Source organism: Streptococcus sp. ELY_90, assembly GCF_058314475.1.
The window spans coordinates 33,072-58,883 of the sequence record NZ_JBZFUJ010000011.1 but is presented as its reverse complement, the minus strand read 5'-3'; the positions used below and the strand labels follow the sequence as shown (position 1 = coordinate 58,883).

At 42.2% G+C, this 25,812-nt stretch carries 25 protein-coding genes and 1 pseudogene; 17 read left to right on the top strand and 9 right to left on the bottom strand.

Going from position 1 to position 25,812, the window contains the following annotated elements:
• The first annotated feature begins 35 nt into the window (after positions 1 to 35).
• The 6 genes from purM to AC4HAF_RS07755 all read left to right on the top strand — a co-directional run bounded on the left by purM (position 36) and on the right by AC4HAF_RS07755 (position 6,350).
• Positions 36 to 1,058 (top strand): phosphoribosylformylglycinamidine cyclo-ligase, encoded by a 1,023-nt coding sequence (purM, locus tag AC4HAF_RS07780; RefSeq protein ID WP_491097306.1) that lies wholly within the window; start codon positions 36 to 38, stop codon positions 1,056 to 1,058.
• Complete coding sequence (gene purN / locus AC4HAF_RS07775; protein ID WP_491097305.1) at positions 1,058 to 1,621, top strand: phosphoribosylglycinamide formyltransferase; 564 nt, start codon at positions 1,058 to 1,060, stop codon at positions 1,619 to 1,621. Before purM ends, purN begins: the two co-directional genes overlap by 1 nt.
• Positions 1,618 to 2,124: a VanZ family protein gene (locus AC4HAF_RS07770; RefSeq protein ID WP_491097304.1), complete on the top strand. Its 507-nt coding sequence runs from the start codon at positions 1,618 to 1,620 to the stop codon at positions 2,122 to 2,124. Before purN ends, AC4HAF_RS07770 begins: the two co-directional genes overlap by 4 nt.
• A gap of 138 nt (positions 2,125 to 2,262) precedes the next feature.
• Positions 2,263 to 3,810, top strand: a complete 1,548-nt coding sequence (purH, locus tag AC4HAF_RS07765) for a bifunctional phosphoribosylaminoimidazolecarboxamide formyltransferase/IMP cyclohydrolase (protein ID WP_491097303.1) — start codon at positions 2,263 to 2,265, stop codon at positions 3,808 to 3,810.
• A gap of 216 nt (positions 3,811 to 4,026) precedes the next feature.
• On the top strand, positions 4,027 to 4,785 hold the full coding sequence (locus AC4HAF_RS07760) for a hypothetical protein (protein WP_491097302.1): 759 nt from the start codon (positions 4,027 to 4,029) through the stop codon (positions 4,783 to 4,785).
• A 416-nt stretch (positions 4,786 to 5,201) separates the two neighbouring features.
• The gene (locus AC4HAF_RS07755) at positions 5,202 to 6,350 is read left to right on the top strand and encodes a LysM peptidoglycan-binding domain-containing protein (RefSeq protein ID WP_491097301.1); all 1,149 of its coding nucleotides are present in this window, start codon (positions 5,202 to 5,204) and stop codon (positions 6,348 to 6,350) included.
• A 140-nt stretch (positions 6,351 to 6,490) separates the two neighbouring features.
• Here AC4HAF_RS07755 and AC4HAF_RS07750 read toward each other — a convergent pair whose 3' ends face one another.
• From AC4HAF_RS07750 to AC4HAF_RS07715, 8 genes are all read right to left on the bottom strand, one after another.
• Positions 6,491 to 7,474, bottom strand: a complete 984-nt coding sequence (locus AC4HAF_RS07750; protein WP_491097300.1) for a Gfo/Idh/MocA family protein — start codon at positions 7,472 to 7,474, stop codon at positions 6,491 to 6,493.
• A gap of 133 nt (positions 7,475 to 7,607) precedes the next feature.
• Positions 7,608 to 8,840: a zinc-binding dehydrogenase gene (locus tag AC4HAF_RS07745; protein ID WP_491097299.1), complete on the bottom strand. Its 1,233-nt coding sequence runs from the start codon at positions 8,838 to 8,840 to the stop codon at positions 7,608 to 7,610.
• A gap of 20 nt (positions 8,841 to 8,860) precedes the next feature.
• A complete protein-coding gene (locus AC4HAF_RS07740) occupies positions 8,861 to 9,703 on the bottom strand; it encodes a PTS system mannose/fructose/sorbose family transporter subunit IID (RefSeq protein ID WP_491097298.1) in 843 nt (280 codons plus the stop codon).
• Positions 9,704 to 9,722: 19 nt separating this feature from the next.
• Entirely contained in the window at positions 9,723 to 10,523 is an 801-nt protein-coding gene (locus AC4HAF_RS07735; RefSeq protein WP_491097297.1) for a PTS mannose/fructose/sorbose transporter subunit IIC, read from the bottom strand.
• Positions 10,524 to 10,547: 24 nt separating this feature from the next.
• Positions 10,548 to 11,039, bottom strand: coding sequence for a PTS sugar transporter subunit IIB (locus AC4HAF_RS07730; protein ID WP_491097296.1), 492 nt, complete (start codon positions 11,037 to 11,039; stop codon positions 10,548 to 10,550).
• The gene (locus tag AC4HAF_RS07725; RefSeq protein WP_491097295.1) at positions 11,036 to 11,455 is read right to left on the bottom strand and encodes a PTS sugar transporter subunit IIA; all 420 of its coding nucleotides are present in this window, start codon (positions 11,453 to 11,455) and stop codon (positions 11,036 to 11,038) included. The genes AC4HAF_RS07730 and AC4HAF_RS07725 overlap by 4 nt, the downstream gene beginning before the upstream one ends.
• 12 nt (positions 11,456 to 11,467) lie before the next feature.
• A complete protein-coding gene (locus AC4HAF_RS07720) occupies positions 11,468 to 12,268 on the bottom strand; it encodes an SDR family oxidoreductase (protein ID WP_491097294.1) in 801 nt (266 codons plus the stop codon).
• 161 nt (positions 12,269 to 12,429) lie between these two features.
• Positions 12,430 to 13,377 (bottom strand): sugar-binding transcriptional regulator, encoded by a 948-nt coding sequence (locus AC4HAF_RS07715; protein WP_491097293.1) that lies wholly within the window; start codon positions 13,375 to 13,377, stop codon positions 12,430 to 12,432.
• Positions 13,378 to 14,023: 646 nt separating this feature from the next.
• Between AC4HAF_RS07715 and AC4HAF_RS07710 the strand changes: the two genes are divergently transcribed.
• The 7 genes and pseudogenes from AC4HAF_RS07710 to AC4HAF_RS07680 all read left to right on the top strand — a co-directional run bounded on the left by AC4HAF_RS07710 (position 14,024) and on the right by AC4HAF_RS07680 (position 21,193).
• The gene (locus tag AC4HAF_RS07710) at positions 14,024 to 15,226 is read left to right on the top strand and encodes an NRAMP family divalent metal transporter (RefSeq protein WP_491097292.1); all 1,203 of its coding nucleotides are present in this window, start codon (positions 14,024 to 14,026) and stop codon (positions 15,224 to 15,226) included.
• Between the two features lie 24 nt (positions 15,227 to 15,250).
• On the top strand, positions 15,251 to 15,991 hold the full coding sequence (gene pxpB, locus AC4HAF_RS07705; RefSeq protein ID WP_491097291.1) for a 5-oxoprolinase subunit PxpB: 741 nt from the start codon (positions 15,251 to 15,253) through the stop codon (positions 15,989 to 15,991).
• Positions 15,981 to 16,991 (top strand): 5-oxoprolinase subunit C family protein, encoded by a 1,011-nt coding sequence (locus AC4HAF_RS07700; RefSeq protein WP_491097290.1) that lies wholly within the window; start codon positions 15,981 to 15,983, stop codon positions 16,989 to 16,991. Before pxpB ends, AC4HAF_RS07700 begins: the two co-directional genes overlap by 11 nt.
• 42 nt (positions 16,992 to 17,033) lie before the next feature.
• Positions 17,034 to 18,230, top strand: a complete 1,197-nt coding sequence (locus AC4HAF_RS07695) for a biotin carboxylase N-terminal domain-containing protein (RefSeq protein WP_491097289.1) — start codon at positions 17,034 to 17,036, stop codon at positions 18,228 to 18,230.
• A complete protein-coding gene (locus tag AC4HAF_RS07690; RefSeq protein WP_491097288.1) occupies positions 18,220 to 18,993 on the top strand; it encodes a LamB/YcsF family protein in 774 nt (257 codons plus the stop codon). The genes AC4HAF_RS07695 and AC4HAF_RS07690 overlap by 11 nt, the downstream gene beginning before the upstream one ends.
• Before the next feature lie 362 nt (positions 18,994 to 19,355).
• The gene (locus tag AC4HAF_RS07685; RefSeq protein WP_491097287.1) at positions 19,356 to 20,207 is read left to right on the top strand and encodes an AraC family transcriptional regulator; all 852 of its coding nucleotides are present in this window, start codon (positions 19,356 to 19,358) and stop codon (positions 20,205 to 20,207) included.
• 83 nt (positions 20,208 to 20,290) lie between these two features.
• Positions 20,291 to 21,193, top strand: a pseudogene (locus AC4HAF_RS07680) (ROK family protein).
• A 39-nt stretch (positions 21,194 to 21,232) separates the two neighbouring features.
• On the opposite strand, the gene AC4HAF_RS07675 reads toward AC4HAF_RS07680, so the two are convergent.
• Complete coding sequence (locus tag AC4HAF_RS07675) at positions 21,233 to 22,126, bottom strand: alpha/beta hydrolase (protein WP_491097286.1); 894 nt, start codon at positions 22,124 to 22,126, stop codon at positions 21,233 to 21,235.
• A gap of 196 nt (positions 22,127 to 22,322) precedes the next feature.
• Between AC4HAF_RS07675 and AC4HAF_RS07670 the strand changes: the two genes are divergently transcribed.
• From AC4HAF_RS07670 to AC4HAF_RS07655, 4 genes are read left to right on the top strand one after another with little or no spacing between them, the layout of a single operon-like run.
• Positions 22,323 to 23,810: a glycoside hydrolase family 1 protein gene (locus AC4HAF_RS07670; RefSeq protein WP_491097285.1), complete on the top strand. Its 1,488-nt coding sequence runs from the start codon at positions 22,323 to 22,325 to the stop codon at positions 23,808 to 23,810.
• A 15-nt stretch (positions 23,811 to 23,825) separates the two neighbouring features.
• Positions 23,826 to 25,115 (top strand): PTS sugar transporter subunit IIC, encoded by a 1,290-nt coding sequence (locus tag AC4HAF_RS07665; protein WP_491097284.1) that lies wholly within the window; start codon positions 23,826 to 23,828, stop codon positions 25,113 to 25,115.
• 21 nt (positions 25,116 to 25,136) lie between these two features.
• A complete protein-coding gene (locus AC4HAF_RS07660; RefSeq protein ID WP_491097283.1) occupies positions 25,137 to 25,439 on the top strand; it encodes a PTS sugar transporter subunit IIB in 303 nt (100 codons plus the stop codon).
• A 14-nt stretch (positions 25,440 to 25,453) separates the two neighbouring features.
• Positions 25,454 to 25,768 carry a PTS sugar transporter subunit IIA gene (locus tag AC4HAF_RS07655; RefSeq protein ID WP_491097282.1) on the top strand — a complete coding sequence of 105 codons (315 nt, stop codon included), beginning with the start codon at positions 25,454 to 25,456 and terminating at the stop codon, positions 25,766 to 25,768.
• The last annotated feature ends 44 nt before the right edge of the window (positions 25,769 to 25,812 follow it).

The following is a 25,812-nucleotide window of genomic DNA, read 5'->3' as shown; positions in this document are numbered from 1 at the left end:
TTTATACAAGCAATACAAATGAAAAGGTAACGATTATGACAGAAAAAAATGCTTATGCAAAATCTGGTGTTGATGTTGAAGCGGGCTATGAAGTTGTTGAACGGATCAAAAAACACGTGGCTCGCACGGAGCGTCTGGGTGTTATGGGAGCACTGGGCGGCTTTGGCGGCATGTTTGATTTGACAGCAACCGATGTTAAAGAGCCTGTTCTTATCTCAGGCACAGACGGTGTCGGAACCAAGCTCATGCTTGCTATCAAGTACGATAAACACGACACGATTGGGCAGGACTGTGTGGCTATGTGTGTCAATGACATCATCGCTGCAGGGGCCGAACCGCTTTACTTCCTTGATTATGTGGCAACCGGTAAAAATGAACCTGCCAAATTGGAACAGGTGGTTGCCGGTGTGGCTGAAGGCTGTGTGCAGGCCGGCGCTGCCCTTATCGGCGGTGAGACGGCTGAAATGCCCGGCATGTACGGCGAGGACGATTACGATTTAGCCGGTTTTGCCGTTGGAATTGCGGAGAAATCACAGATTATTGACGGTTCAAAGGTCAAAGCCGGTGATGTTCTGCTGGGTCTGGCATCAAGCGGTATTCATTCTAACGGTTATTCCTTGGTGCGCCGTGTCTTTGCAGACTATACCGGTGAAGAAGTGCTGCCGGAATTAGAAGGCAAAAAACTCAAAGATGTCCTGCTTGAACCAACTCGGATTTACGTCAAAGCAGTCCTGCCTTTGGTAAAAGAAGGCTTGGTTAATGGGATTGCCCATATCACGGGCGGCGGCTTCGTCGAAAATGTACCGCGAATGTTTGCGGATAATTTGGCCGCTGAAATCGAGGAAGATAAGGTTCCGGTTTTGCCGATTTTCAAGGCTCTTGAAAAATACGGTGAGATTAAACACAAAGAAATGTTTGAAATCTTTAACATGGGGATTGGTCTCATGCTGGCCGTCAGCCCGGAAAACGTGGCGCGTGTCAAAGAACTCTTGGACGAGCCTGTATATGAGCTCGGCCGTATCGTGGAAAAAGCGGGCGCTAGTGTGGTGATAAGATAATGGCAAAAAAAATCGCAGTCTTTGCTTCCGGCAACGGCTCAAATTTTCAGATCATTGCAGAGCAGTTTCCAGTAGCCTTTGTTTTTGCGGATCACAGAGATGCTTATGTACTGGAGCGCGCTAAAAATCTGGGTGTGAAGAGTTATGCCTTTGAACTGAAGGAATTTGACTGCAAAGAAGATTATGAAGCAGCTATCATTGACCTCCTTAGCAAACATGCTATTGATCTGGTGGTGCTGGCTGGCTATATGAAGATTGTTGGGCCGACGCTGCTTTCAGCCTATGAGGGGCGCATTATCAATATCCACCCAGCTTATCTGCCGGAATTTCCAGGTGCTCACGGTATCGAAGATGCTTGGCAGGCGGGTGTTGACCAATCCGGCGTGACCGTCCATTGGGTAGACTCAGGTGTTGATACAGGACAGGTCATCAAACAAGTCCGAGTGCCGCGACTAGCTGACGACACTATCGAAACTTTCGAAGCACGGATACATGAAGCAGAATATCAGCTGTATCCAGAGGTATTGAGAGAGTTGGGAGTGGAGAGAAAGCAGCTGCTATGAAAAGTGTTAAATTAACGAAAATTATTTTTGCTGTTTACCTTTTGATATTGACGTGGGGTATTCTCTTTAAGTTTGAAACGCAGTTGAGGTGGATTCCGTTTTTTGAAAATGAGCGGAGCGTAAACTGGATACCCTTTGCCTCACCTATGGTAGTGAATGGTGATATCGCATTTTCTGAGATGTTGTTTAACACGCTCTGCTTTATCCCCTTCGGTGTAGCCCTGCCTTTGGTCAAAGAAAGTTGGTCTGGTCAAAAGGTGATTCTCGTCGGATTTCTGCTTAGTTTCTGCTATGAAATCCTGCAGTTTATCTTGACCATCGGCAATGCAGATGTGACGGACTTGCTGATGAATACGTCTGGAGTTGTCTGTGGGGTGGGCATTCTCATTCTTCTGCGCAGAATCTTTCCAAGTAAGGTACGTCTACTTGTTAATCTTTTAGGTATCGTTTTAGGAGGTTTAGCACTCTCCATTTTAGCTGGCTTGTTTATTTTAGGAGTTTAATTTCCCTACCGCACAGCTATTTTTATAACAGAAAAGAAAGGAATTGACCCCGTCTGGAAGGCTTAGAAAACAGAAAAATATCGCTCGTCGAGTTTCCTATTTTTCAGTCGCTTTCTGGTCGGACTTGGTATCTTAATTATGACAAAACGTGCACTGATCAGTGTATCTGATAAAGCAGGCATTGTAGACTTTGCCCAAGAATTGACAGCCCTTGGTTGGGAGATTATCTCAACTGGCGGTACAAAAACAGCTCTTGACAATGCAGGGGTAGCAACCATCGCTATTGACGATGTGACAGGTTTTCCGGAGATGATGGATGGCCGTGTCAAGACTCTTCATCCTAACATTCATGGTGGGCTTTTGGCTCGCCGTGACTTAGACAGCCATTTGCAGGCTGCCAAAGATAACAAGATTGAACTCATTGACCTTGTGGTGGTCAACCTCTATCCTTTCAAGGAAACGATTTTAAAGCCTGATGTGACCTATGCGGACGCTGTGGAAAATATCGACATCGGCGGACCATCAATGCTTCGTTCAGCAGCCAAAAACCATGCCAGTGTGACGGTTGTCGTAGATCCGGCTGACTATGCGGCGGTGCTTGATGAACTCAAGGCAGATGGTGAGACAGCTTATGCTACTCGTCAGCGCTTGGCGGCCAAGGTTTACCGCCATACGGCAGCTTACGATGCTTTGATTGCGGACTACTTTACAGCACAGGTTGGTGAGACAAAACCTGAAAAATTAACGCTCACTTACGACCTCAAACAGCCTATGCGTTATGGTGAGAATCCACAGCAAAATGCGGATTTCTATCAGTCAGCTATTCCAACGGCTTATTCCATCGCGTCAGCTAAACAGCTCAATGGTAAGGAGCTGTCCTTCAATAACATTCGTGATGCTGATGCGGCCATTCGCATTATTCGCGACTTCACCAACAAGCCGACGGTCGTTGCTCTCAAGCACATGAACCCTTGCGGTATCGGTCAGGCCGACACGATCGAAGGGGCTTGGGACAATGCTTACGCTGCGGATCCTGTTTCGATTTTTGGCGGGATTGTCGTTCTCAACCGTGAGGTGGATGCAGCTACCGCAGAAAAAATGCACAGCATTTTCTTAGAAATCATCATTGCGCCTTCATACTCAGACGAAGCGCTGGCTATTCTCACGACGAAAAAGAAAAACCTGCGTATCTTGGAACTGCCCTTTGATGCTCAAGCAGAGAGCGAAGCCGAAAAAGAATATACCGGCGTAGTCGGCGGTATGTTGGTGCAAAACCAAGATGTCATCAAGGAAAATCCAGCTGATTGGGAGGTTGTAACCAAGCGCCAACCAGATGCGCGTGAGCAGACAGCCCTTGAATTTGCTTGGAAAGCTATCAAGTATGTCAAATCAAACGGCATCTTGGTGGCTAACGATCGCATGACTCTTGGCGTTGGCCCAGGTCAGACCAACCGTGTCGGTGCCGTTAAGATTGCTCTTGAACACGCAGCGGATCGCCTTGACGGCGCCGTTCTTGCCAGTGACGCCTTCTTCCCATTCGCAGACAATGTGGAAGAAATCGCAGCCGCAGGCATCAAGGCCATTGTCCAGCCCGGTGGCTCCGTCCGTGACCAAGAAGTCATCGAAGCAGCTGACAAATATGGCATTGCCATGGTGTTTACAGGAGTAAGGCATTTTAGACACTGATAATAAAAAGACAAGTCTGGGGCAAAAGTCCAGACTCTTTGGCATTATTCCAGATTGACGCAGTGGTTGATTAGGTTGGTCCTTATCCCTTGCTGTGCAAGTGATAGCGACCAACCTAATCAACTGTGCGGAGGTGGGACAACAAAATCAAAATCGTGATTTTATCACGATTTACTGATTTTTGTCCCACTCCCTTTGGGGGAGAGGAGATTTGTTATGTTAAAATACTTTAGGAAAAATAGCAGAGTTTTACTGTTGCTTATTGCATTAGTTGTCCTTTCCGGGCCGCTATTTTCAATTATCTTATCAGCCATTTCCGGCTTATTGAATACCAACTTGGGAGATTGGCTAAGTTTCTACGGTGCCATGACAGGCATTGTGATTTCATTGGTTGTTATTCATTTTCAGCTCTATCTGGAAAATGAAAAAAATCTCAAAGGGCAGCGGCCAAAGTTGTTTTTAGAATACGATTATCAGGATATCAAACCCGGCTGCCCTATCTATTATCAAGATAAATATTGGTTTGGATTGATTCACCGCAAAGAAAACAGCAAAAAACTGGCGGTACATGCCTTTAAAAATTTTTATTTTGAGGAGGGTAAAAGGGATAAAGCGTTATCCTTTGAAATTCAAAACAACCGTCCTGTCTTTGATCTGCAAATCCAATTTGGCAATCAAGGAAGTTATGTAGCTATCCCAAAGTTAAGCGAGGATCAAAAAATATACGTCGTATCAAAAGAACATCAAGATGCCATTTTTGCTTATTTGTCAAAAAACAATAAAAATGCAAAAGAAACATTCACTCACGTTCCTCCATTATTGAAAATATATTATACTACTACCGCTGATGAAAAAATTTACCAAGAGTATTCTGTAGATACGAATGGTTACTGTAAATTAGTAAAAGAAAAGTATGATGTAAACTATCCAAGTCTATCAGGGAAAGACTATATTTGTGATTACTTCGTGAGATAATCTAGAGAATTAATCTGCGTAAGATACCTTTTGATTTTACTTTAAGCTTTCTGCAAGAAAATTTTAAGGACAGCTTAAGCTAGCGCTCGTATACTATAGTCATCCTAGCAATAGGATTCCAAAACTTTTCTTTTTCATAAATCTCCTAAAAACAGCCCAACTTTTGTTGGGTTGTTTTGTTTTGCTGTCTTTGCTGCCCGTCAAATACGATCTGGACAGCTGCCAAAGGCAGAAATCCCAAAAGATAACAGCTAAAATTGTTCAAAAAAATCGATTCAGAACATGCATTTTATATGACAAATGCAACAAGATATTACAGCAGTAAGATAGTTCTGTTAAGGCGGGCGTTTGTAATGCTATTTAAAAAAATCTATGTTAGGATAATTACTATCTCAAAAAAAGAAAGGGACTATAACATGAAACTCAATAAAAAAATGCTATTACCCTCAACGCTTGCTTTATCTCTTTTTGCTGCCTTTGAAGCCAAAGCAGATGATAAAACAGCCAACTGGGCACCGCGCTCAGTCGAAGAAGTCAAAACAGACTTAGTCAGTCAAGGAAGCCAAACCACTTATACTGTTCAATACGGAGATACCCTCAGTACCATTGCAGATGCCATGTCTGTTGATGTCAATATCTTAGCCAAGGTCAATCAAATCGCCAATATTAATCTGATTTTTCCGGGCACCACCATCACAGTAAACTATGATGCACAGCACAATGCTACAGGAATCACAGTTGAAGGTGCAGACAACAGCGGTGCTTCAGGTCAGTCAGCATCGGTTGATTTTTCTACTAATGAAGTGACTGTCGAAGGTACAACAACTTCCTTAGATGCTGTAGAAACTCCAGCCGCAAGCCAAGCACCGGCTGCTGAAGCCTCAGCACCGGCAGAGCAGGCGGCCGCTCCGGCTCAGCCTGCCGCAAGTTCAGCTCCAAGTACTTCAGACTCTGCAGCTCCGTCAGTACCGGCTCAGACAGATAATACACCAGCTCAGGAAACCGCATCAGTCGCACCAACTGCAGCTCAAACGTCCGCTGCAGAATCTGCTTCAGCACCTGTATCTACCGCACAAACAAACGCTGCAGACACAGCTAATTCAGCGGTACAAGCACAGACACAAGCACCGGCTGCCAACCAAACAGCAACGACGGATACCTCATCTGCTCAAACTTCAACAGCGACAGAAACAGCAGAGCAAACACAAACAAGTGTTGATACCACAGGTCTTCAGCCGTCAGCAGCAAATTTTGCGAACAAGGTAGCAAGTACTTATGGTGTTACTGATATCGGCGGTGTCCGTGAAGGAGACAGCGGCGACCATGGTACAGGCAATGCTGTTGATGTTATGGTTTATGATGATACTAATCTGGGTCAGCAAATTGCCGATTATGCCACTTCAACCATGGCGGAAAATAACATCTCTTATGTGATTTATCAGCAAAAATTCTATGGACCGACAGATAACGTTTACGGCGCTGCCAATACTTGGAACCAAATGCCTGACCGCGGCAGCGATACGGCCAACCACATGGATCACGTCCACGTGTCGTTTAATAACTAATTAGCAAGCTTGTATAAACACCTTAGAATCATTCAACGGTGATACTTCTAAAAAAGCTCCTCTTATAAGCGGCCAGTGAAAAGCAACTATTCACTGGATACTGTGAGAGGAGTTTTTTCTATGCTTTAAAATTGATAAATCTATTCTTCTTCCGGATAAGTAATTCCCCATTCTCTGCGCAGCTGAGTCATGATATCCATGACGTCTTGCGTGTAATCCAGATGCATGGTGTTTTCGATACCTGCGACAGCTTTTTCCATATCAGCCACTTCATAGACAAGAGCCTGAGCGGTATCTCCGGCCTCAATCACTTCCTGATGCCCATCCTCGGTATAAGTGATAACAGCCTTTTGTCCGCGCGGATATTCATAAAGTTCGATATACCCCTTATCGTAAGCAATCATTCCGCGTTTAGGCTGCTTGGCATGGAGACTGAGGGTAATTGTCGCCATCTGGCCTTCATCATTGGTTAGAAGGATTCCTGCTTGTTCATCCACACCGGTTGGTGCCAGCTGAACCTGTGAAGCGATCTGCTTCGGACTTGACGCCATAAACCAGCGGACAAAGGACAGCGCATAAACACCGATATCCAACAAAGCGCCGCCCGCCAAATTACGGCTGAAAAAGCGGTTAGTCATGTCATAATCTTTATAACTGCCAAAGTTCATCTGGATAAGTTTAAGTTCGCCCAGCTGACCGGAATTCACAATATCTGCTAATTTACGGTAAATGGGCATGTGAAAAATCGTCATGGCTTCTGCCAAAACAACCTGGTTTTCTTCAGCCAGCTGAATTGCCTCAGCCAGCTCCTCAGAGTTGAGGGTAATGGACTTTTCACAGAGCACATGCTTACCGTTCGTTAAAGCCTTGCGCAAAAAATTGATATGCGTATTGTGAGGAGTGGAAATGTAGATAATATCAACTTCTGGATCCTCAAAAACATCATCAATTTTGTCGTAGACTTTTTCAATCCCATATTTTTGGGCAAAAGCAATGCCCTTTTCACGCGTTCGGTTAGCAACAGAATAGAGTTTTCTGCCCTGTGTCTCCAAAGCCTGTGCCAATTCATTGGCAATAACGCCTGTCCCCAGCGTTGCCCAGTTGTAGTGTTTTAGCTGATTCATATTAATCTCCCTTTTAACTTGTAATTGTTACGATATCTAATGAATATAGACAAACCTCCTACAATATCAGTGCTCAGTTTGTGACTAATACTATAAGAGGATTATATCAATTAATTCGGGAATTGTAATGTTTTTAGATTTCAGGATAATAATCTAAAATATAATCTTCTGCTTCCTTGCTCCAAATACCATTGGTTTGGGATAGAAGCTGTGCTAATTTTGGATCGTGGCTGCCAGCTTCAGATAAGGCTAGACGGTCAAAGTTTTTATGCGTATAAACGAGTTTCTTGCCTCCGCCGATTTCGGGCTGTGATAAAGTGGTTTCTGCTAGGGCGTTTAAGCCAAGCAGGTGTGTTACAATATTGGCGACAGAGACTTTCTTTTCTTCAATTAATTGAACAGCCTTGCGCATGTCTTCCACATTACCGCCAGATGTGCCTACGTAGTGTGTAAACGAATAATGGATATCATAGAAATTAATGGGGGCAAAGAAATCTTTTTTCTGCGGTCCGGCAAAGAAATTTAAACAGCCGTCTGGGTTTAAAAGCTTTGAGGCCTCCGTTATTAATTGCTCGGAGGGCACCAAAACAAACACATCATCAAAGCCTTCCCCGCCAATTGTTCCCTTCAAACTTTCCGCTTGATTTTCTACTTTCTCTGTGTTTATGAAAATCAGTTTTGTCTTATCAGTGCTTTGATAAAGTTCCTGAGCACGATCAAGCTTCTCTTGATTGATATCTGTTACAATTAAGGTCTTAGGAACACGCGGGCCATGCAAAGCATAGTCAATGGCAAGAAGGCCCATCGGGCCTGTCCCTCCTAAAATAACCATATTTCCGTTTTCTTTAATTCCCATTTGATGATTATAGCTGCCTTCAACCAGATGGTAATTAGCTTCAAAGGCTCCAATAACACACGACAGGGGTTCAACTAAAGAGCCTTCAAAATACGTGTCTCCTTCATATATGATTAAACATCCTTGTTCCATAACATCTTTATCAAGAATAATATAGGTTGCATCACCTCCTGTATAAGGATAGGAATATCCCGGACAGTCTGGTCGGTCTGGCAATTGTAAATTGGCCTGAACAACGTAGCGTTGGCCTTTTTTAAATTTGTTCTGCCATTTTTTACCGACTTGAATCAATTCACCACAGAACTCATGGCCAATGATAATGGGATTATTGACCAAGTCTCCCGGAGTTTTTTTATGCTCTTCCCCTTGATTCGCCAACTTCCAAGATGACATGCAAATGCTGTCTGTGACGACTGAAGCTAAAATTTCGTCATCCTTGATTGCTGGGAGCTCAAATTCTTCTAATCGTAAATCTCTTTTCCCATATAGTCGTACTGCTTTTGTTTTCATATTTTCCCCCTTTTATATTTTTAAGATAAGATGCCTGCAGCGTAGCCTAAGATACCAACTGCAAATAAAGCAAAAATCAATACAATAGGACTGACCTTTTTTCTTAGGAAATACATCATAATAAAAGTCAACGCTAAAGGCAGCAGCCCCGGAACGAGCTGATCTAAAATGTTTTGGACAGTTGTCACAACTTCTTTACCATTCTTAGCAGCTGTTTTGTAAGCAACAAGTGAAACATTTATATTTGTCCATTTTGTTACCAAGACCCCCATGATGAACAGACCTAAAATAGTCGCCCCTTCTGTTAATTTCGGCAGAATGTTCCCCGATAGATTTTTGACAATGCCCAAGCCTTGTTTGTAGCCGTAGGTCAAACCATACCATTTAATGGCTAGCCGTACGATATTAAAGGCAAGGAAAAAGGTCAACGGTCCTAATATCTGTCCAGTCAAGGCCATAGAAGCACCAATAGCTGCTGTTACAGGACGTAAGGTTCCCCAAATCAGCGGATCTCCGACGCCACATAGAGGTCCCATCAAACCAATTTTCAGACTGCTGATTGTACCATCATCTAAATCTGAGCCATTGGCTCGCGCCTCTTCCATGGCCATCGTCACACCAATAACAGGACCGCATACGGCAGGAGTTACATTAAAGAAAGTTAAGTGCCTTTTTAGAGCTGCTGATTGTTCCTCTTTTGTTTTATACAGCCTTTTAATACTTGGAATCATATCTACACAAAAAGCTAAAGCATGTATTCGTTCATAATTAAAAGAAGCTTGTTGGAAATTTGAATAGATAAATGTTTTAAACATATCTTGTTTGCTTATTTTTTTATCCGCTGTCATTTTGCCGTTAGCCATATCTATACCCTCCTTATTCTTAGTCTTCCAATTCGTCGTCAGCTAAAACGGTACTATCCGCCACTGGTGAAGGGGCAGCCTTCGCAAAATTAGGATTTAATTGAACATAGATGACGGCAATAACTAATCCCAATATACCAAATGATAATAGACTGAGATCTAAATAGCCGCCTAAAATAAATCCTGCAAAAAAGAAAGGTGCCAAATATTTGATGTACATCATATTTAGTACCATGGCATAGCCGACAACAACAATCATGCCCCCAGCAACTGTAAGACCGCCTGTGATAACTTCCGGAATAGCATCCAGCATCCTCGTAACAGCACGTGCATCAACAAAAATCGCTACCAAGGTCGCCGGAATAGCCACACGCATGGCCTGAAAAACTAAGGCAAAGAAATGCAGAAATATAATTTTACCAAAATTAGCTTTTTCAGCCTCCTTATCAGCGATATGCTGTATGGCAACCGTAATGGTTCTTACCAAAACAGTTAAAACTTGACCGGCAACTGCAACTGGCAAGGCAATGGCAATTCCTTTTTGAATATCCTGATGCCCTACAATGACTAAAATGGTTGAAATAACACTGGCCAGAGCTGAGTCCGGTGACTGAGCTGCTCCGATATTCATCCAGCCTAGAGCAATCAACTCAAGAGTTCCGCCTAAAATAATTCCTGTAGTGATATCTCCTAAAATAAGACCTGTAACTGTACAGGCAATCAGCGGCCTGTGAGTCTGAAACTCATCCAAAACACTTCCCATACCTGTCACACTTGACCAAATAAATATTAAAATAATTTGTAAAATTGACAGTTCCATTTGATGACCTCTTTTCTTTAAAGCTTAATCAGTTTCTAATTCATTAAGCAGGGCTTCAAAATCCTTAGGTGAATCCGTAGCGACTACCCTGCAGTCAAGCTTTACACCCAGCTTAATGAGTTCACGGAAAGCCTTAATATCGTCTTTGGAAACCGAAATCGCCTTAGTTACCTGTACTCGCCCTTCCTTAAATTGCATTCCGCCAATATTAATCGTTTGGATCGGAACTCCGCCTTTTACTAAGTCGACAACTTCCTGAGGCTTGGTAAAAAGATAAAAAACAGTTTCCGTATCATATTTGGGATTGTGATAGACTTTGATTGCTTTTTCTATTGATACCACATTGACTTTTATTCCAGGCGGAGCTGCCTGTTTAACTAAAGTACGCCGTATTTCATCGTTAGCAACTTCATCACTTGGAATAATAATGCGCTCTGCCTTGGCTTCTTTAGCCCAGACAGTAGCTACCTGCCCATGGATTAAACGATCATCAATCCTAGCTAATTTAATCTTCATGATAATTCCTCCTTTTCATCAAATTGGATATTTCTATCAAAAACTTTAACTGCCTCCTTAGCCAATATCGGAAGGGAAGCTGCGACATCCTTAAGTTCTTTATCTGTTTCAGCTGCTATTTCTAACACCAGCGGCAAAGACATGCCAGAGACAACCTCTGCATCAAGTTCTGGATGATGCAGTACAACAGAGCAGCTGGCATTATAAGGAGTTCCGCCAAACAAATCTGCAAAAATCAAAATCGGTGTGTTAAGCGCTTTCATTTTGCTGTAGATTTTTTGGGACAGACTTTCCAGCCCATCAGAAATTTCAAAATTAATGGCATGTAAATTTGGCAGCTCTCCAAAAAGCATTTCGGCAGAATTTTTCATCTCAGCAGCTAAGTAGCCATGAGCCACTAATATTATTTGAACCATTCACTCCTCCTTCTAACCGCGTGTTTTGCCGCCTGCCACATTTGTGGTAATCCCTGTGATGTAGCTTGAACGATCAGAAATGTAGTAAGCCACCAAGTCAGCTACTTCTTTTAATTTGCCGCTGCGGCCTAGCGGTATGGTTCCCACGGATGAGTAGCCGGCACGAATCTCCTCCGCTGTTTTTCCTCTTGTATAGCCAAGAGCCTCCTCATAGGCAGGTGTTCTAAGGCCGGTTGCTTCCATGATGCCGGGAGCTATACCAACAACACGGACATTAAATTTACCAAGCTCCTTGGCCCATGAACGCGTATAGCTGTAGACAGCAGCCTTAGTTGCTGCATAAGCGCTCTGACCTTCAGAACCTTCAAGTCCTGCTTCCGAAGCCATATTGATAATAACCCCCTCTTTTTTATCAACTAAAATACGGCCGACAGCCTGACTGACAAGGTAGAGACCTTTTTGATTGATACTGGTAATCTTATCGAAAACAGCATCGTCCAGCTCGTACTTGCCATGAGGATCTTTAGGATCAATCAGCAGCCGCGGAATATTGATGCCTGCATTGTTGACGACTGCATCAATGGTTCCAAATTTCTCAATCGTTTCTGCTACAGCAGCTTCTACCTGTTCACGGGAGGTGACATCCACCTTTTGAAACAAAAGATTGTTATGTTTAAGGTCGTTGTCTGCAATATCAAAATTTGCAACATTGACGTCTAAGGCAAGCAATTCTTCGACAACTGCCCGGCCAATCCCGGATGAGGCTCCTGTGACGACAACGGTTTTACCTGTGATATTTAGCCAACTATTCATTTATTGACTCCTTTCACACATGTGATTTAAACGTGACATTTGTTACAAACATAGTGTAACTCTTATGATTCTAAAAGTCAATAACATTTTTGAAAAAAATATAACATTTGTGATAATGAAAAAATAAAAATAAGACTATCAATAATAGCCTTTCGAAATAATTATAGACGACCCAAGATTTCCTCAGCAGTTTCTTCGCTTGTTACCAAAACATTAATGTAGCGGCCTTTCAATGCACCAATTATTGCCGAAACTTTTTCACTAGATTCAGCTACCCCAATACGATAAGCACATTTTCTTAACTTTTCTAATGTAATACCGATAATGCGCTCATCTAATTCACTTTCAATGTGATCTCCTTCGATATTATAAAATCGTGAAACAACATCACCAACAACATCCTGTTTTTTTATCATTTCAATAATTGTTTCACCATAAAAGTCCTGCCAAGCCTTATTCTGATTTAGAAGAATGCTGCCAATCCCTGTAATAGTAACATCTAAATTTCCCCAAAGATTAATAAGCTCTTTATTGAAATCATTTTTCAGCAGTTCTTTTGCCAGCAATTTTGTTTCTGGGATAGCTGGTGAATCAATTAACAAAGCCCGACCATTTAATTTTTTAGCTGCTTGATAGGTGATCGTATTCACATGATAGTCACTGGTCAATTTACCTGATGGTCCACCAATCATGGGGACACAAACAATATTAGATAAATTTAAATTTGGCATATGATTAACAACTGCGGATAGTGTTTCTCCCCATGAAAAACCAATTGTCATATTGTCATGAAGTAAAGTTTCTAAATACTTGCCTAAGGCCTGAGCCAATAATATATTCTTTTGAGCCCTAGCCATATCTGCGGAAGTTGAAACAACAATTGCTTTATGCAGACCAAAAGTAGATTCTAGTTTTTTTTCTATATCATAATTGCCGGCAGTATCATAATTTATTTTAATTTCAACAATCCCTTCTTCTCTAGATTGTTTTAACAAACGGCTAATCGTTGTCCTGTGAATTCCAAGTTCCTTTGAAATTTGGTTTTGTGTTTTATTTTCTAAATAATATTTTTCTGCAATTTTGACAAGCAACTGTTTTTGATCTAACATTCTGTTTTGTACCTTATATTTATCTTTCTTGATAGTATTTTAGCATAAAAGCGAATTATTGCAATTGTTATTATTTTTTCACTATTGTGATTGCCATTTTTAATTTTCTCAGTATTTCAAATTATTTTTTATGACTAAACTTTTTCTAGTATACTAAAGACGTCATGGATATTATGACCTAGCTGCGCAGGGAATGGGACTAATTTATCCTGAGGAAGAGTGAAAACAGTTCAAATCTATATTCCCCTTGAGGATGCATTGGTTTCAAATAAAATATATGATCACAGGGTGAATTGTATTATAAAAGTTTCAGCACGATTCTGAACTTTATGACTGATAATTGCCGTACAATTTCTAAAATTATGCAAGAGAGAAAAAGCTATCATTAGACTCAGGTAAATATCGCATCTGCCTGAACCCCCTCCTTCTATATATTCAAACAAAAAAAGTTTCTGCATACTACCATGCAGGGCTTTTTTGCTGGGCAAACGCACTATTTGCGATTGGAATGTTTATAGGTAAGGGTTTTCAGGTGACAGAAAAAATGATGTTAGATTTTATAACATCATTTTGTAGATTGGCCTTGGCAGCGAATCTTTTTTGGGTTATAGTTATACTGTAATAATTCTGATAAAGGAGAAAAAGGATGAACAACAAAAAGAAAAATAGAGGCCCTCTTTTGGGCGCTGCTTTTATCATGGCTACCTCTGCTGTCGGCCCTGGCTTTTTAACGCAAACAGCAAAATTTACCGGCGATTTTTCAGCCAGTTTTGGTTTTGTAATTCTTGCTTCGATTGCTCTGGCTTTGATTGTTCAGACCAATATTTGGCGTGTCCTAACGGTCAGCGGTTTGAGAGGTCAGGATATTGCCAATAAGCTTCTGCCGGGCTTGGGATATGTCTTAGCTTTTCTGATTGTTTTAGGCGGTCTCGTTTTTAATATCGGAAATGTTGGCGGCGGAGCACTTGGTTTTAATACTTTATTGGGTCTTCCTACGATAGTCGGTTATTTCTTGGCTGGCGGTCTGGCCATTTTAATTTTTCTCTTTAAAAATGCCATGACAGCGATGGATAACTTTACTAAAGTTTTAGGCGGGTTGATGATTCTTGTTATCTTTCTTGTTATTCTTATTGTTAATCCTCCTTATGGAACCGCTTTAAAGGAAACCTTTATGCCGTCAGCCGGCCTTTCAAATCTGTTTAATGCGATTTTAACGCTCTTAGGCGGTACGGTTGGAGGCTACATTACCTTTGCAGGAGCCCATCGCTTGATTGATGCCGGCTTTACAGGTCAGGAAAACCTGGATCATGTTAAGAAAAGTTCCATCATGGGTATTTCTATCGCAACAATTGTCCGTATTTTCTTGTTTCTGGCTATTTTAGGAGTTGTTGCCAAAGGTGCTGTTTTAGATCCTAACAATCCGGCAGCAGATGCTTTTAAAAAGGGAGCCGGCGAACTTGGCTACCGTTTCTTTGGACTGGTGCTTTTATCCGCAGCCTTAACGTCAATTGTTGGCGCGGCCTATACCTCTGTTTCTTTTCTTAAGACATTGAGCAAGACAGTTGCGAAGTACGAAAAGACGGTTACGATTATTTTCATCATTATTTCAACCTTTATCATGGCCTTTTTGGGGCAGCCGGCCAATCTGTTGGTTGTTGCTGGTGCCTTAAATGGTTTGATTTTACCTTTAACGTTAGGCATTTGCCTTATTGCCAGCCAAAAAACAAGCATTATGGGGCCGGCTTATAAGCATCCTAAATGGCTCTTCTGGCTGGGAATTATTGTTGTTGGCATTACAGCTTATTTAGGAGTAGTATCGTTAGGGAATTTGGGGCAATTGTTCTCATAGTCAATTTGCTGAAAGGGGACTTGTATGGAATATAAAATTAGACTGGCTGGCGACTCAGCCCTGCTGATTGAATTTGAGCAGGATATTAAGCAGGAGACAAATCAAAAAATCAAAGCTATACTTCAGCTGCTGAAAGAACAGTCAATTGAAGGCGTTCATGATATCATTCCTGCATTTGCCTCCCTGCTGATCAACTACGATCCGCATGTTCTTTCTTATAAGTCTCTGGTCAGCCAGCTAACAACGCTGCTGCAGCAAGATATAACGGCTGCTCAAGAAGGCCAGCGTATCATTGAAATTCCTGTCTGTTATGGCGGAGAGTACGGACCGGATCTGCCTTTTGTCGCTCAGAATGCCGGGGTGACGGAAGCAGAAGTCATTGCCAGACATGTCAGCCGTGATTATCTGATTTATATGCTGGGCTTTTTGCCGGGCTTCCCTTATTTGGGCGGTTTGGATGAAACAATTCACACACCCCGTTTAGAAAATCCAAGACTGACTATTGCGGCCGGCAGTGTTGGCATCGGCGGCAGCCAAACAGGTATCTATCCTTTAGCTTCTCCAGGCGGCTGGCGCTTAATTGGCAGAACACCTCTTAAGACTTATGACCCTCAAAGAAAACAGCCGTTTATCTTTGGAGCCGGTGATTATATTCGGTTTAAGGCTATTGATGAATCGGATTATCACAGTATTCATCAGGCTGTTGTGTCCGGCAGTTATGAGATTGCTGTATTGACCGGAGAGGAGGGCGGAAATGGGCATTAGAGTCATAAAACCTGGGCTCATGACAACTGTTCAAGACAGAGGCCGCAATGGCTATCAAAGTCAGGGATTCAGTGTTTCAGGCGTCATGGATGTCAGATCTTTTCGAATTGCCAATCTTCTTTTGGACAATCCTGAAAATGAAGCTGTCCTTGAATTTTCTCTGGTAGGGCCGACCTTGGCATTTACTGAGGATACCATTGTTGCCATCACCGGCGGGGACTTTCAGCCGACAGTCAACGGAGAGCCCGTAGCTATGTATGCTGCTCTTTATATACATGCAGGTGATGTTTTAGCTTTTGGCGGCGCGAGGACAGGTTCGCGGGGTTATATCAGTTTTTCCGGCGGTTTGAGGATCCCAAAGGTTATGGGAAGCCGCTCAACCAACGTCAAAGTCGGCCTGGGCGGTTTCAAAGGCCGGCAGCTGCAAACAGATGATTACCTTCCTTTTCGCAGCAGCCGTCTATATCTATCGTCCTTTTTATCGAGAAAACTGCCGGCTGATGATTTTGATCAGGATGAGGTTGTTTTAAGAGTTGTTTTAGGACCGCAAGATCACTATTTTACAGAAGACGGTCTGCAGACTTTTCTGAGGGAAACTTATACGGTTACCAAAGATTTTGACCGGATGGGCTGCCGTTTAGACGGTCCGTCTGTTGCTCACAAGGATAGGATAGATATTATTTCTGATGCGACTGTTTTTGGGGCCATTCAGGTGCCGGCTCACGGAAAGCCTATTGTTTTATTGGCCGATCGCCAGACGACAGGCGGCTATGCTAAAATAGGAGCGGTTATTTCTGTGGATCTTCCCAAATTAGTGCAAAGAAAGATGAACCATCGCATTCGCTTTGAAGCTGTTTCGGTTGAAGAAGCTCAGAATCTGCTGCAAAAAGAAGCCGCTGACTTTGAACACATGCGCAGCCAAATTCACCAGCCCTGCCTAGAAGTACTGACGCGGCGTCGCACGGCTCAACGTCTGGCTTCACTTTTTGAAAAGAGTTGAATTTGACATTTGTTTGACATTGACAGTTAAGTAGGTAATATCATGATTCAAAAAATACTCGTGGCCAATCGCGGCACAATAGCAGTCAGTATTATTCGGGCCTGCCGCAGTATGGGAATTCAGTCGGTCGCTGTCTATTCCAAAGAAGACGCTCAAAGTCTTCATGTGCAGCTGGCAGACCAAAGCCTTTGCATCGGTCAGGGATCCTTTGAGAATAGTTATTTGAACCGGGAACATATCATTTCAGCTGCTTTATATACCGGAGCTGATGCTGTTCATCCGGGCTGCGGTTTTCTGGCAGAAGATGCTGCCTTTGCCAGACTCTGTCAAAAGCACGGGATTATTTTTATCGGACCTGATCCTGAGCTCATTGAACAGCTCCATGATGACTCTCAGTTTGAGCAAATAAAAGAGAAGGCTGATTCTCTTCTTTTGTCTGGGAATTTAGCTCATATTGATCTTGATGGAACTGCAAAAGGTTTTGCTGATGTTTCCCGAACTGTTGAAGTTCCCATTATGGCTGATCAGTTTGGCAACATTGTGGCTTTGGAAGAAAAAGACTGCCTGAGCCGGGCAAATGGGCAGAGCATACTGGAAGAAATACCTTCGGCTCTCGAGACAAAAAGCCGTCAGGCATTAAGACAGGCAGCTCTTGAGATTGCAAAGACTCTTCATTATACCAATATTGGAACGGTTGCTTTTGCCCTGGATAAATCGCAGCAGTTCTATTTTAAAGGAGTGACGGCCAGTATTACACCTAGGCACGGTGTGACAGAAATTGCAACAGGACTGGATATGATTGGCGAGCAGATTAGAATTGCTGACGGCGAAGCTTTGTCTTTTAAACAAGAAGAGGCCGCTGGCAAAGGGCACGCTCTTGTCTGCTGCATCAGAGCAGATGTTTCTGCTGAAAGCTCTGAGACAGAGTCTCGCTTGGTTCATCATTTGCATGTGCCCGCCGGCCATGGTATCAGAGTGGATACTGCTCTTTATGCCGGTTATCAAATTCCTGCCTATCAGGATTATGATACAGAGATTGCTCAAGTCATTGTTCGGGCGCCCAGCAGAGCCGCTGCCATTCAAAAAATGCAGGCAGCCTTAGATGAAATGGTTGTGCTTGGTGTTGAAACAAATTTAGATTTTCAGTATAGTATAATGGAAGATCCTAAATTTAGAGACGGTAGAATTGATAAAATAAGCAGTAAGTGCTTAAGCCAAGGAGATCGGTATGACATATAAAATTGATTTAAACAGCGATTTAGGAGAAAGTTTCGGTGCCTATCATATGGGACAAGACAGCGAGATTATCCCTTTAATCAGCTCAGCTAATATTGCCTGCGGTTTTCATGCAGGAGATCCTTTGGTTATGTTAAGAACCACCCAATTAGTTCAAGAAAATAAAATTGCCATGGGGGCTCACCCGGGCTTCTCCGACCTGATAGGCTTTGGCCGGCGCAACCTGCAGATAAGCACTAAAGAAGCTGCGGCGGATACAACTTACCAAATAGGTGCCTTAGATGCTTTTGCTAAGGCCGGCAACATGCAGCTGCAGCATGTGAAACCGCACGGGGCTCTTTATAATATGGCTTGCAAAGACAGCAAACTGGCAAGGGCTATTACGCAGGCTGTTGCCAGCTATGATGACAGGCTCATTTTGCTGTGCCCGGCTGCCAGTGAATTAGCGCTGGCTGCCAAAGCCAGCGGATTAAGAGTGGCAAAAGAAGTTTTTGCGGACCGTGCTTACGAAAGCGACGGTTCCTTGGTCAGCCGCAACAAAGAAGGCGCCATGATTACCGATGAGCATGTGGCTATAAAACGCTTAATCCAAATGATTAAAGATAAAACAGTTGTCAGCATTGATGGCAAAACCATACCCATTGAGGCAGATTCCGTCTGTGTTCACGGAGACGGTCCCAAGGCGCTTAAATTTGTCAAAGAAATCAGACAAACCTTCCAGCAGGAAGGCATCACAATCAGTCCTTTGGCAGACATTGTTGACTGAGCCTCTGCACAAGCTCCTCGATAACCCATAATCCACAATAAACTCAGCATTGTATGACTCTACTTTAGTGTTTTTCTAAGGTTTCATATATGGCTGGGTTTTTCTATGATTAAATCATGATAGAGTTTTTTAACATGACGGTGAATGAAGGTTAACGGATAAGGACCTAAAGCTCTTGCGTTCAGCTTATCAGCAGATATCATTTATCGATTTTAACTATTGATCGAAAATGCTGTAAAAAACGCCGATAATATATCTGCTGTCTGTTCTGTTTTAGGTGTTTAAAGTTCAATAAAAAAATTAGTTATTTAAGCTTTATTCCTGCTATAATAATGATAACTAGACTCAAAGGAGGTCCATTAATGTACAAGCATGAACTGGTAACTCCCGATAATCATTTGCCAGCCTGGATTTATTTACACGAAGGGAATACGGCGAGTTATATCGAACCTCATTGGCATTCATCAATTGAAATCAGTTATACCATCAGCGGGCATATTGCTAATTTTTTCATTGACGGCCAGTCTTACACGACTTCTGCCGGCACTATTTTAGTAACCAATACTATGGATCTGCACAGCATTCGGGTATTCAAATATCCTGATATAGAGCAGAAAGCCTTAACCGTTATTTTTCCTTATCAGCTGATTAAAAATTACAAAGATGATATTGGAGATTATTATTTTAAAATTAATCAGCCTGAAGAATTTTCATATGCTCAAAAAAAAGCTTATTTGCAGCTGCAAAAGAAACTGAATCATATTGTGGATCTTCATTATAGTGATGATAATCTGAGTAAAACTATAATTCTTTTTGAGATTTTACAGATTTTGCTGGAAAAATTTTTAGAAAAGCGCACGATAAATGTCAACAGCCGCCAGGATGCTAAAGACAAAGAACGTCTTCAGGAAATCAAAACTTATATTGAAGAACATTTTCAAGCTGCTATCAGTTTAGAAGATATTGCTAATTTTTGTTTTTTATCCAAAGAGCATCTGTCCCGATTTTTCAAAAGACAAATGGGAGTAACGGTCTTTCAATACATAAACTATATCCGTGCTAAAGAGGCTAAAAAAATGCTCAGTGAAACTCAGAAAACCGCAACTGAGATAGCTCTTCAATGTGGCTTTAGCGGCTTGCGAACCATGGACAGAGCCTTACAGAGAATTTATGGCCAAAGTTCCCGAAAAATAAAAAAACAAGCACATCAATAAGCGCCCAAAAATGGTTAATCAAATGTACCATCTTTTGGGTTGCGTCCTGTTATACTAACATCAGGAGGAGAGGTTCTTTTGTTATGAAAAAATATTTAACGATTGATGTAGGCGGAACTAATATCAAATATGCCCTTATGGACGGCACTGGGAAAGTGTATGAGACTGGTAAAGCAGACACTCCGCATGATTGCCTTGAACAGTTTTGGTAAGAAATTTTTAAGATTATTGAACATTATCAATCCACTGATCTAAAGGGAGTAGCTTTTAGTGTTCCGGGAAAAGTTGATACGAATGCGGGAACGGTTTATTTTGGCGGTGCTCTGACTTATTTGGACGGTGTTTGCTTTAAGCAGGTTATTGGTAAGAAATATGGATTAACAGTTGGTGTTCAAAATGACGCTAAAGCTGCAGCACTTGCGGAATTATGGCTTGGAAGTTTAAAAGATGTCAAAGACGCAGCGGTTATTGTCCTCGGGACAGGCGTTGGCGGCGGGATCATCCTAGATGGGAAATTGCGTCTTGGCCCGCACTTTCAGGCAGGAGAACTTAGTTTATCGGTACTTGATGCCAGCCGGCCGGACTTTAACAAGATGACAGGAGTGCTGGGTTCCGCTGTTAATATGATTAAGGATGTTAATAGGGAACTTGGAGAGCCCAATCTGGCAGACGGATTGGCTGCTTTTGAAGCTATCAATGCTAAAAATGAGAAGATTTTTCCGATTTTTCAAACCTACTGCCGTTACATTGCTTATTTAATTTTGAATTTGCAATCTTTCTTTGATTTAACCACTTATGCTATTGGCGGCGGGATCAGTGCCCAGCCCATTGTTCTGGATGAAATCCGCAATCAGTACCATGAGTTTGTAAACGGCAATCCGGTTTTAAAAATGAATCTTCCTCAGATTGCCATTGTACCGGCAACCTTTGGTAATGATGCTAATCTATTTGGCGCTCTTTATACACTTTTGTATTTGACAGATTAAATGTAAAAAGATCTCGCTATGAAAGGAGATCTTTTTAACTTATCTAACAATGTGCTTTCTAAAAAAGTTAAGTTCATCTTCATTACACTGCTGAGCGAGTTCATCTCTGATATTGCAGTGAAAGACGTGACCTTTAGGATTGTCTGAGCTGCCATAGAGGTGAAATTCATGCTCAATGCCCTTTCCTATGAGAAAACCATCTAGTCTGACAGAGTCATCTCGAAGAAAATCATTAGTAGCGGTCATGATAAATAAGGGCGGGCAATCTGTATTTAAGTATTTTTCGGTGCTTAAATGTTCAGCATATTTTTTTTGAACTTCTTGGGTAAAATAAGCTTCAGGAGCCCCAGCTATAGCGCCAGGTAAATAAAGGAAAGTACCTCCGCAATTTATGGCAGCAGCTCTGACAGTAAGTTGTGGTTTATCATAGTGAAAGAGGTTTCTATACCGGTCATTGATAAGAATTGTGATATATTGCAGAGCCATCTGTCCTCCAGCACTGTCACCAACTAAAAAAACATTATCCAAATCCAAATCATAATCTTCAGCATGTTTTGATACCCAATGAACTGCACGGTTGATATCGTCAAGGCTGCTTGGAAATTCAACTGCCGGTGCCAACCGATAGTTAATATTGACAAAAGCAAAGTCTTTTTTGGCTAAACTCATGCCGTAAAACTGGTAGGTTTCTTTAGTGCCGTAAACCCAGCCTCCGCCGTGGATATTGATGATAATTGGCAGTTTTCCTTTGGCATTTCTGGGACGGTAAATATCAAGAAGGTGCCATTTTTCAATAGGGCCGTAAGGAATGTCATTAAAACGCTGAACTTCAGGAATAATTTGGGGTAAATTTTTATCTCTTTTGTCATCGGACTCTTGAAAGAGCCTGTTCATCTCTTTGGCCAGTTTTATAGCTTCTTTTGTTGCAGTCATATGATTTCCCTCCATAATATTATACAGTGATATTATAGTACTTTTAAGCAATAAAGATTAACTCTTTAGTAACGAAAAAAAGGCGATGGTTGATACTAAAAAAATCAATCACCGCCTTTTTTATGTTAAAGAAGTGAGTTATTTTAAAAAATGAAAGCGCTATACTATAAACATAAAGAGATTGGAGGAAGGGACAATGGCAAAAACACAGTTCCCTGTTCATTTCCTATGGGGAGGTGCAACAGCAGCCAACCAGTACGAAGGCGGCTATCGTGAAGATGGAAAAGGCCTTAATACCAGCGATGTTTTAACCAATGGCAGTCATACAGTCGCAAGACGAGTAACCTGGCGCAACCCTCAAACGGGTGAAACAGGCTCTGCCAGTATGGGGTTCGGCGCAGCTATGGAAGTACCGGAGGGTGCTGTTTTAGATGTTGTTGATGGTGACTATTACCCGTCACACATTGCGACAGATTTTTATCATCATTATAAGGAAGACATTGCTCTGTTTGCTGAAATGGGCTTCAAGTGCTTCCGCTTATCTATTAACTGGGCACGAATCTTCCCAAATGGGGATGATGAGAAACCCAATCAGGCAGGAATTGATTTTTACCACGCTGTCTTCGACGAATGTCATAAATATAATATCGAACCTTTGGTGACCATTTCCCACTACGAAACACCGCTTAATTTGACCAATAAATACGGCGGCTGGTTGGATCGCCGTGTGGTTGACTTTTATATCAACCTATGCCGTGTTCTTTTTACAGAGTATAAGGACAAGGTCAAGTATTGGCTAACCTTCAATGAAATCAATTTGATAGCTATGGCGCCTTACATGGGTGGCGGTCTTATCAAGTCAGATGAACAAAGTAAAGCGCAGGCAGCTCACCACCAATTTCTTGCCAGCGCACGCGCTGTTCAGCTGGCAAGAGAGCTGTCGCCAAATGCTAAGGTTGGAATGATGCTGGCTTATGGTGTCACTTATGGCGAAACCTGTAATCCCAAAGACCAGTTGGCTGTTATGGAAGGTTCACATTGGGCGCATTTTTACAGTGATGTTCAGTGCCGAGGGAAGTATCCCGCTTATCAGTTAAAAGAATACGAACGCAAAGGAGTTCATGTTGAGATGGAAGATGGCGATTTGGAGCTTCTGGCGGACGGGACAGTAAGCTTCATTGGATTTTCTTACTATTCAACTCATGTGGCAAGTACTAGCAAGGCTGCTAATCAAGCAGGAAATTTTACCATGGGGGTTAAAAATCCTTATCTTGAGGCCAATGCTTGGGGTTGGCAGATTGACCCAATTGGTCTGCGGATTGCTCTAAATACACTTTGGGAGCGTTATGAGTTGCCTCTTTGGGTAGTAGAAAATGGCCTTGGCTATGAAGATAAGATAGAAGAGGACGGCAGCATTCACGATGATTACCGCATTGCCTATATGAGAGGGCACATTGAAGCTATGTCTGACGCTATTAATAAGGATGGCGTTGAGTTGATGGGATATACGCCTTGGGGCTGCATTGACCTAGTCAGCGCAGGTACGGGTGAAATGCGAAAACGTTACGGCATGATCTATGTTGACCGCGATGATACCGGTCAAGGAAGTCTGGAACGCCGCCGCAAAGACAGTTTTTATTGGTATCAAAAGGTTATTCAGTCAAACGGTACAGATCTAAATTAAGAAGGAGGATAAAGGATGTCATTTATGGATTCAATGCAATCAGGTCTTGAAAGGGTTATGGGACCTTTTGCTCAGAAATTAAGTGAGAGTAAAATTATTTCTGCCTTAACTGCAGGGATGATGACGACTCTGCCTATTACGCTTGGTGTCGCTGCTTTTGCTGTCATTGCAAACTTGCCAATACCAGCCTTGCAGGACTTTCTAACTCATACGGGCATGCTTCAGCATATGCTTGATTTAGTATCAGCTACATCGAGTCTGCTGGCTATTTATATTACACCTGCAGTTGCTTATCACTATGGTAAAAACGAAGGAGAAAGCGGGATTACGACAGCTTTATTGGCCATTGCAGCTTTTATTGTTCTTATGCCTCAAACAGTGACTGTCGGTAAGAAAAGCACAGCTGCTATCTCAACGACTTATCTTGGCAGCAACGGAATTTTTGTTGGTATGATCATTGCTCTCTTAATAGCAATCTCTTATACCAAATTAATGAAAAAAGGCATCAAGCTGAAACTGCCTTCCTCTGTTCCGCCGAATGTGTCTGAATCACTGAGTCCGACCTTTGTTGCCATGATTCTTTTTACAGGAGTATTTGTTTTAAGATACCTTGTTGGTTTAACATCCTACGGCAATATCTTTGAATTGGTTAATTCAACAGTCGCCAAACCGGTCATGCTCTTTGGTTCATCACCAATTTCAATGATTCTCTTTATGACTTTCTTGAATTTCTGCTGGTTCTTTGGAATCCATCCGGCTCCGCTGCTCAGTGTTTATCTGCCCATTATCATGGCCGCTAATACAAAAAATATCGAAGCTTTCATGTCTGGTACGCCTTCGGCCCAATTACCTCATTTGACTTTTGCTTTGATGTATACTGCCTGCTATATTGGCGGTACCGGCAATACCTTGTCTTTGGCTTTTGTCATGTTTACTGCAAAATCAGAACGTTACAAGGCCCTTAGAAATGTTGCTGCAGTTCCCAATATGTTTAACATCAACGAACCGATGATTTTTGGTATGCCAATCATGCTCAATCCAATTTTCTTCATTCCAATGATTGTAACGGGTTTGATTGGGGGAACCATAGGTTATATTGCTGTTCAGTTCTTGGGAGCAGGGGCGTCTTTTAACCCGACAGTTCAGCTTCCTTGGGTCATGCCGCCCTTTATCGGTCCTTTTATTTCGGGCGGCTGGCGTTTAGGCCTAATGGTTATTGCCATCATTATTGTTCAGCTCTTTATCTGGTATCCATTCTTCAAGATTGCAGACAATCAAGCTTACAAAGAAGAACAAGCAGCTTAATGTAAAGAAAGAGGTAGAAAAATGAGAAAAGTATTGTTAGTCTGTGCCGCAGGCATGTCAACATCACTCTTGATGAATAAAATGCGTGACTACGCAGCAAGCATCAATTATGACATGGAAGTAGATGCCCATCCAGTATCAACTGTTGACGAAAAAGGACAGGATGCGGATGTTATCTTGCTTGGTCCGCAAATTCGTTTTAATCTGAATAAAGTTAAAAACATGTTTCCAGATAAACCGGTAGAAGCCATTGATATTCAGGCTTATGGTACTATGAATGGTGAAAAAGTTGTCCAGCATGTCAAAGAATTGCTGGGAGATTAGAAGCGAGGAAAAGAATGGAAGGAATCGAACTAGTCGCATTTCAAATTATCGCTGCAGTAGGAGCTGCCAGATCTTGCTATATCGAAGCCATTCAAGAAGCTAAGGCAGGTAACTTTGATCAGGCAGAAGCCTTGTTAGAAGAAGGGGACAAGAATTTCAATGAAGGCCACCATGCTCATGCAGGTCTGATCCAGCAGGAAGCAAGCAATGAACAGGTCAATCTCAAACTGATTTTGATGCATGCAGAAGACCAGCTCATGAGCGCAGAAAGCTTCAAGGTCATTGCACAAGAATTTATTGAGGTTCACAAGCTGCTTCAAAAGGCTTGAGTCTATACTGATTATATCTTGGCAAATATTATTTTTAGTGATAT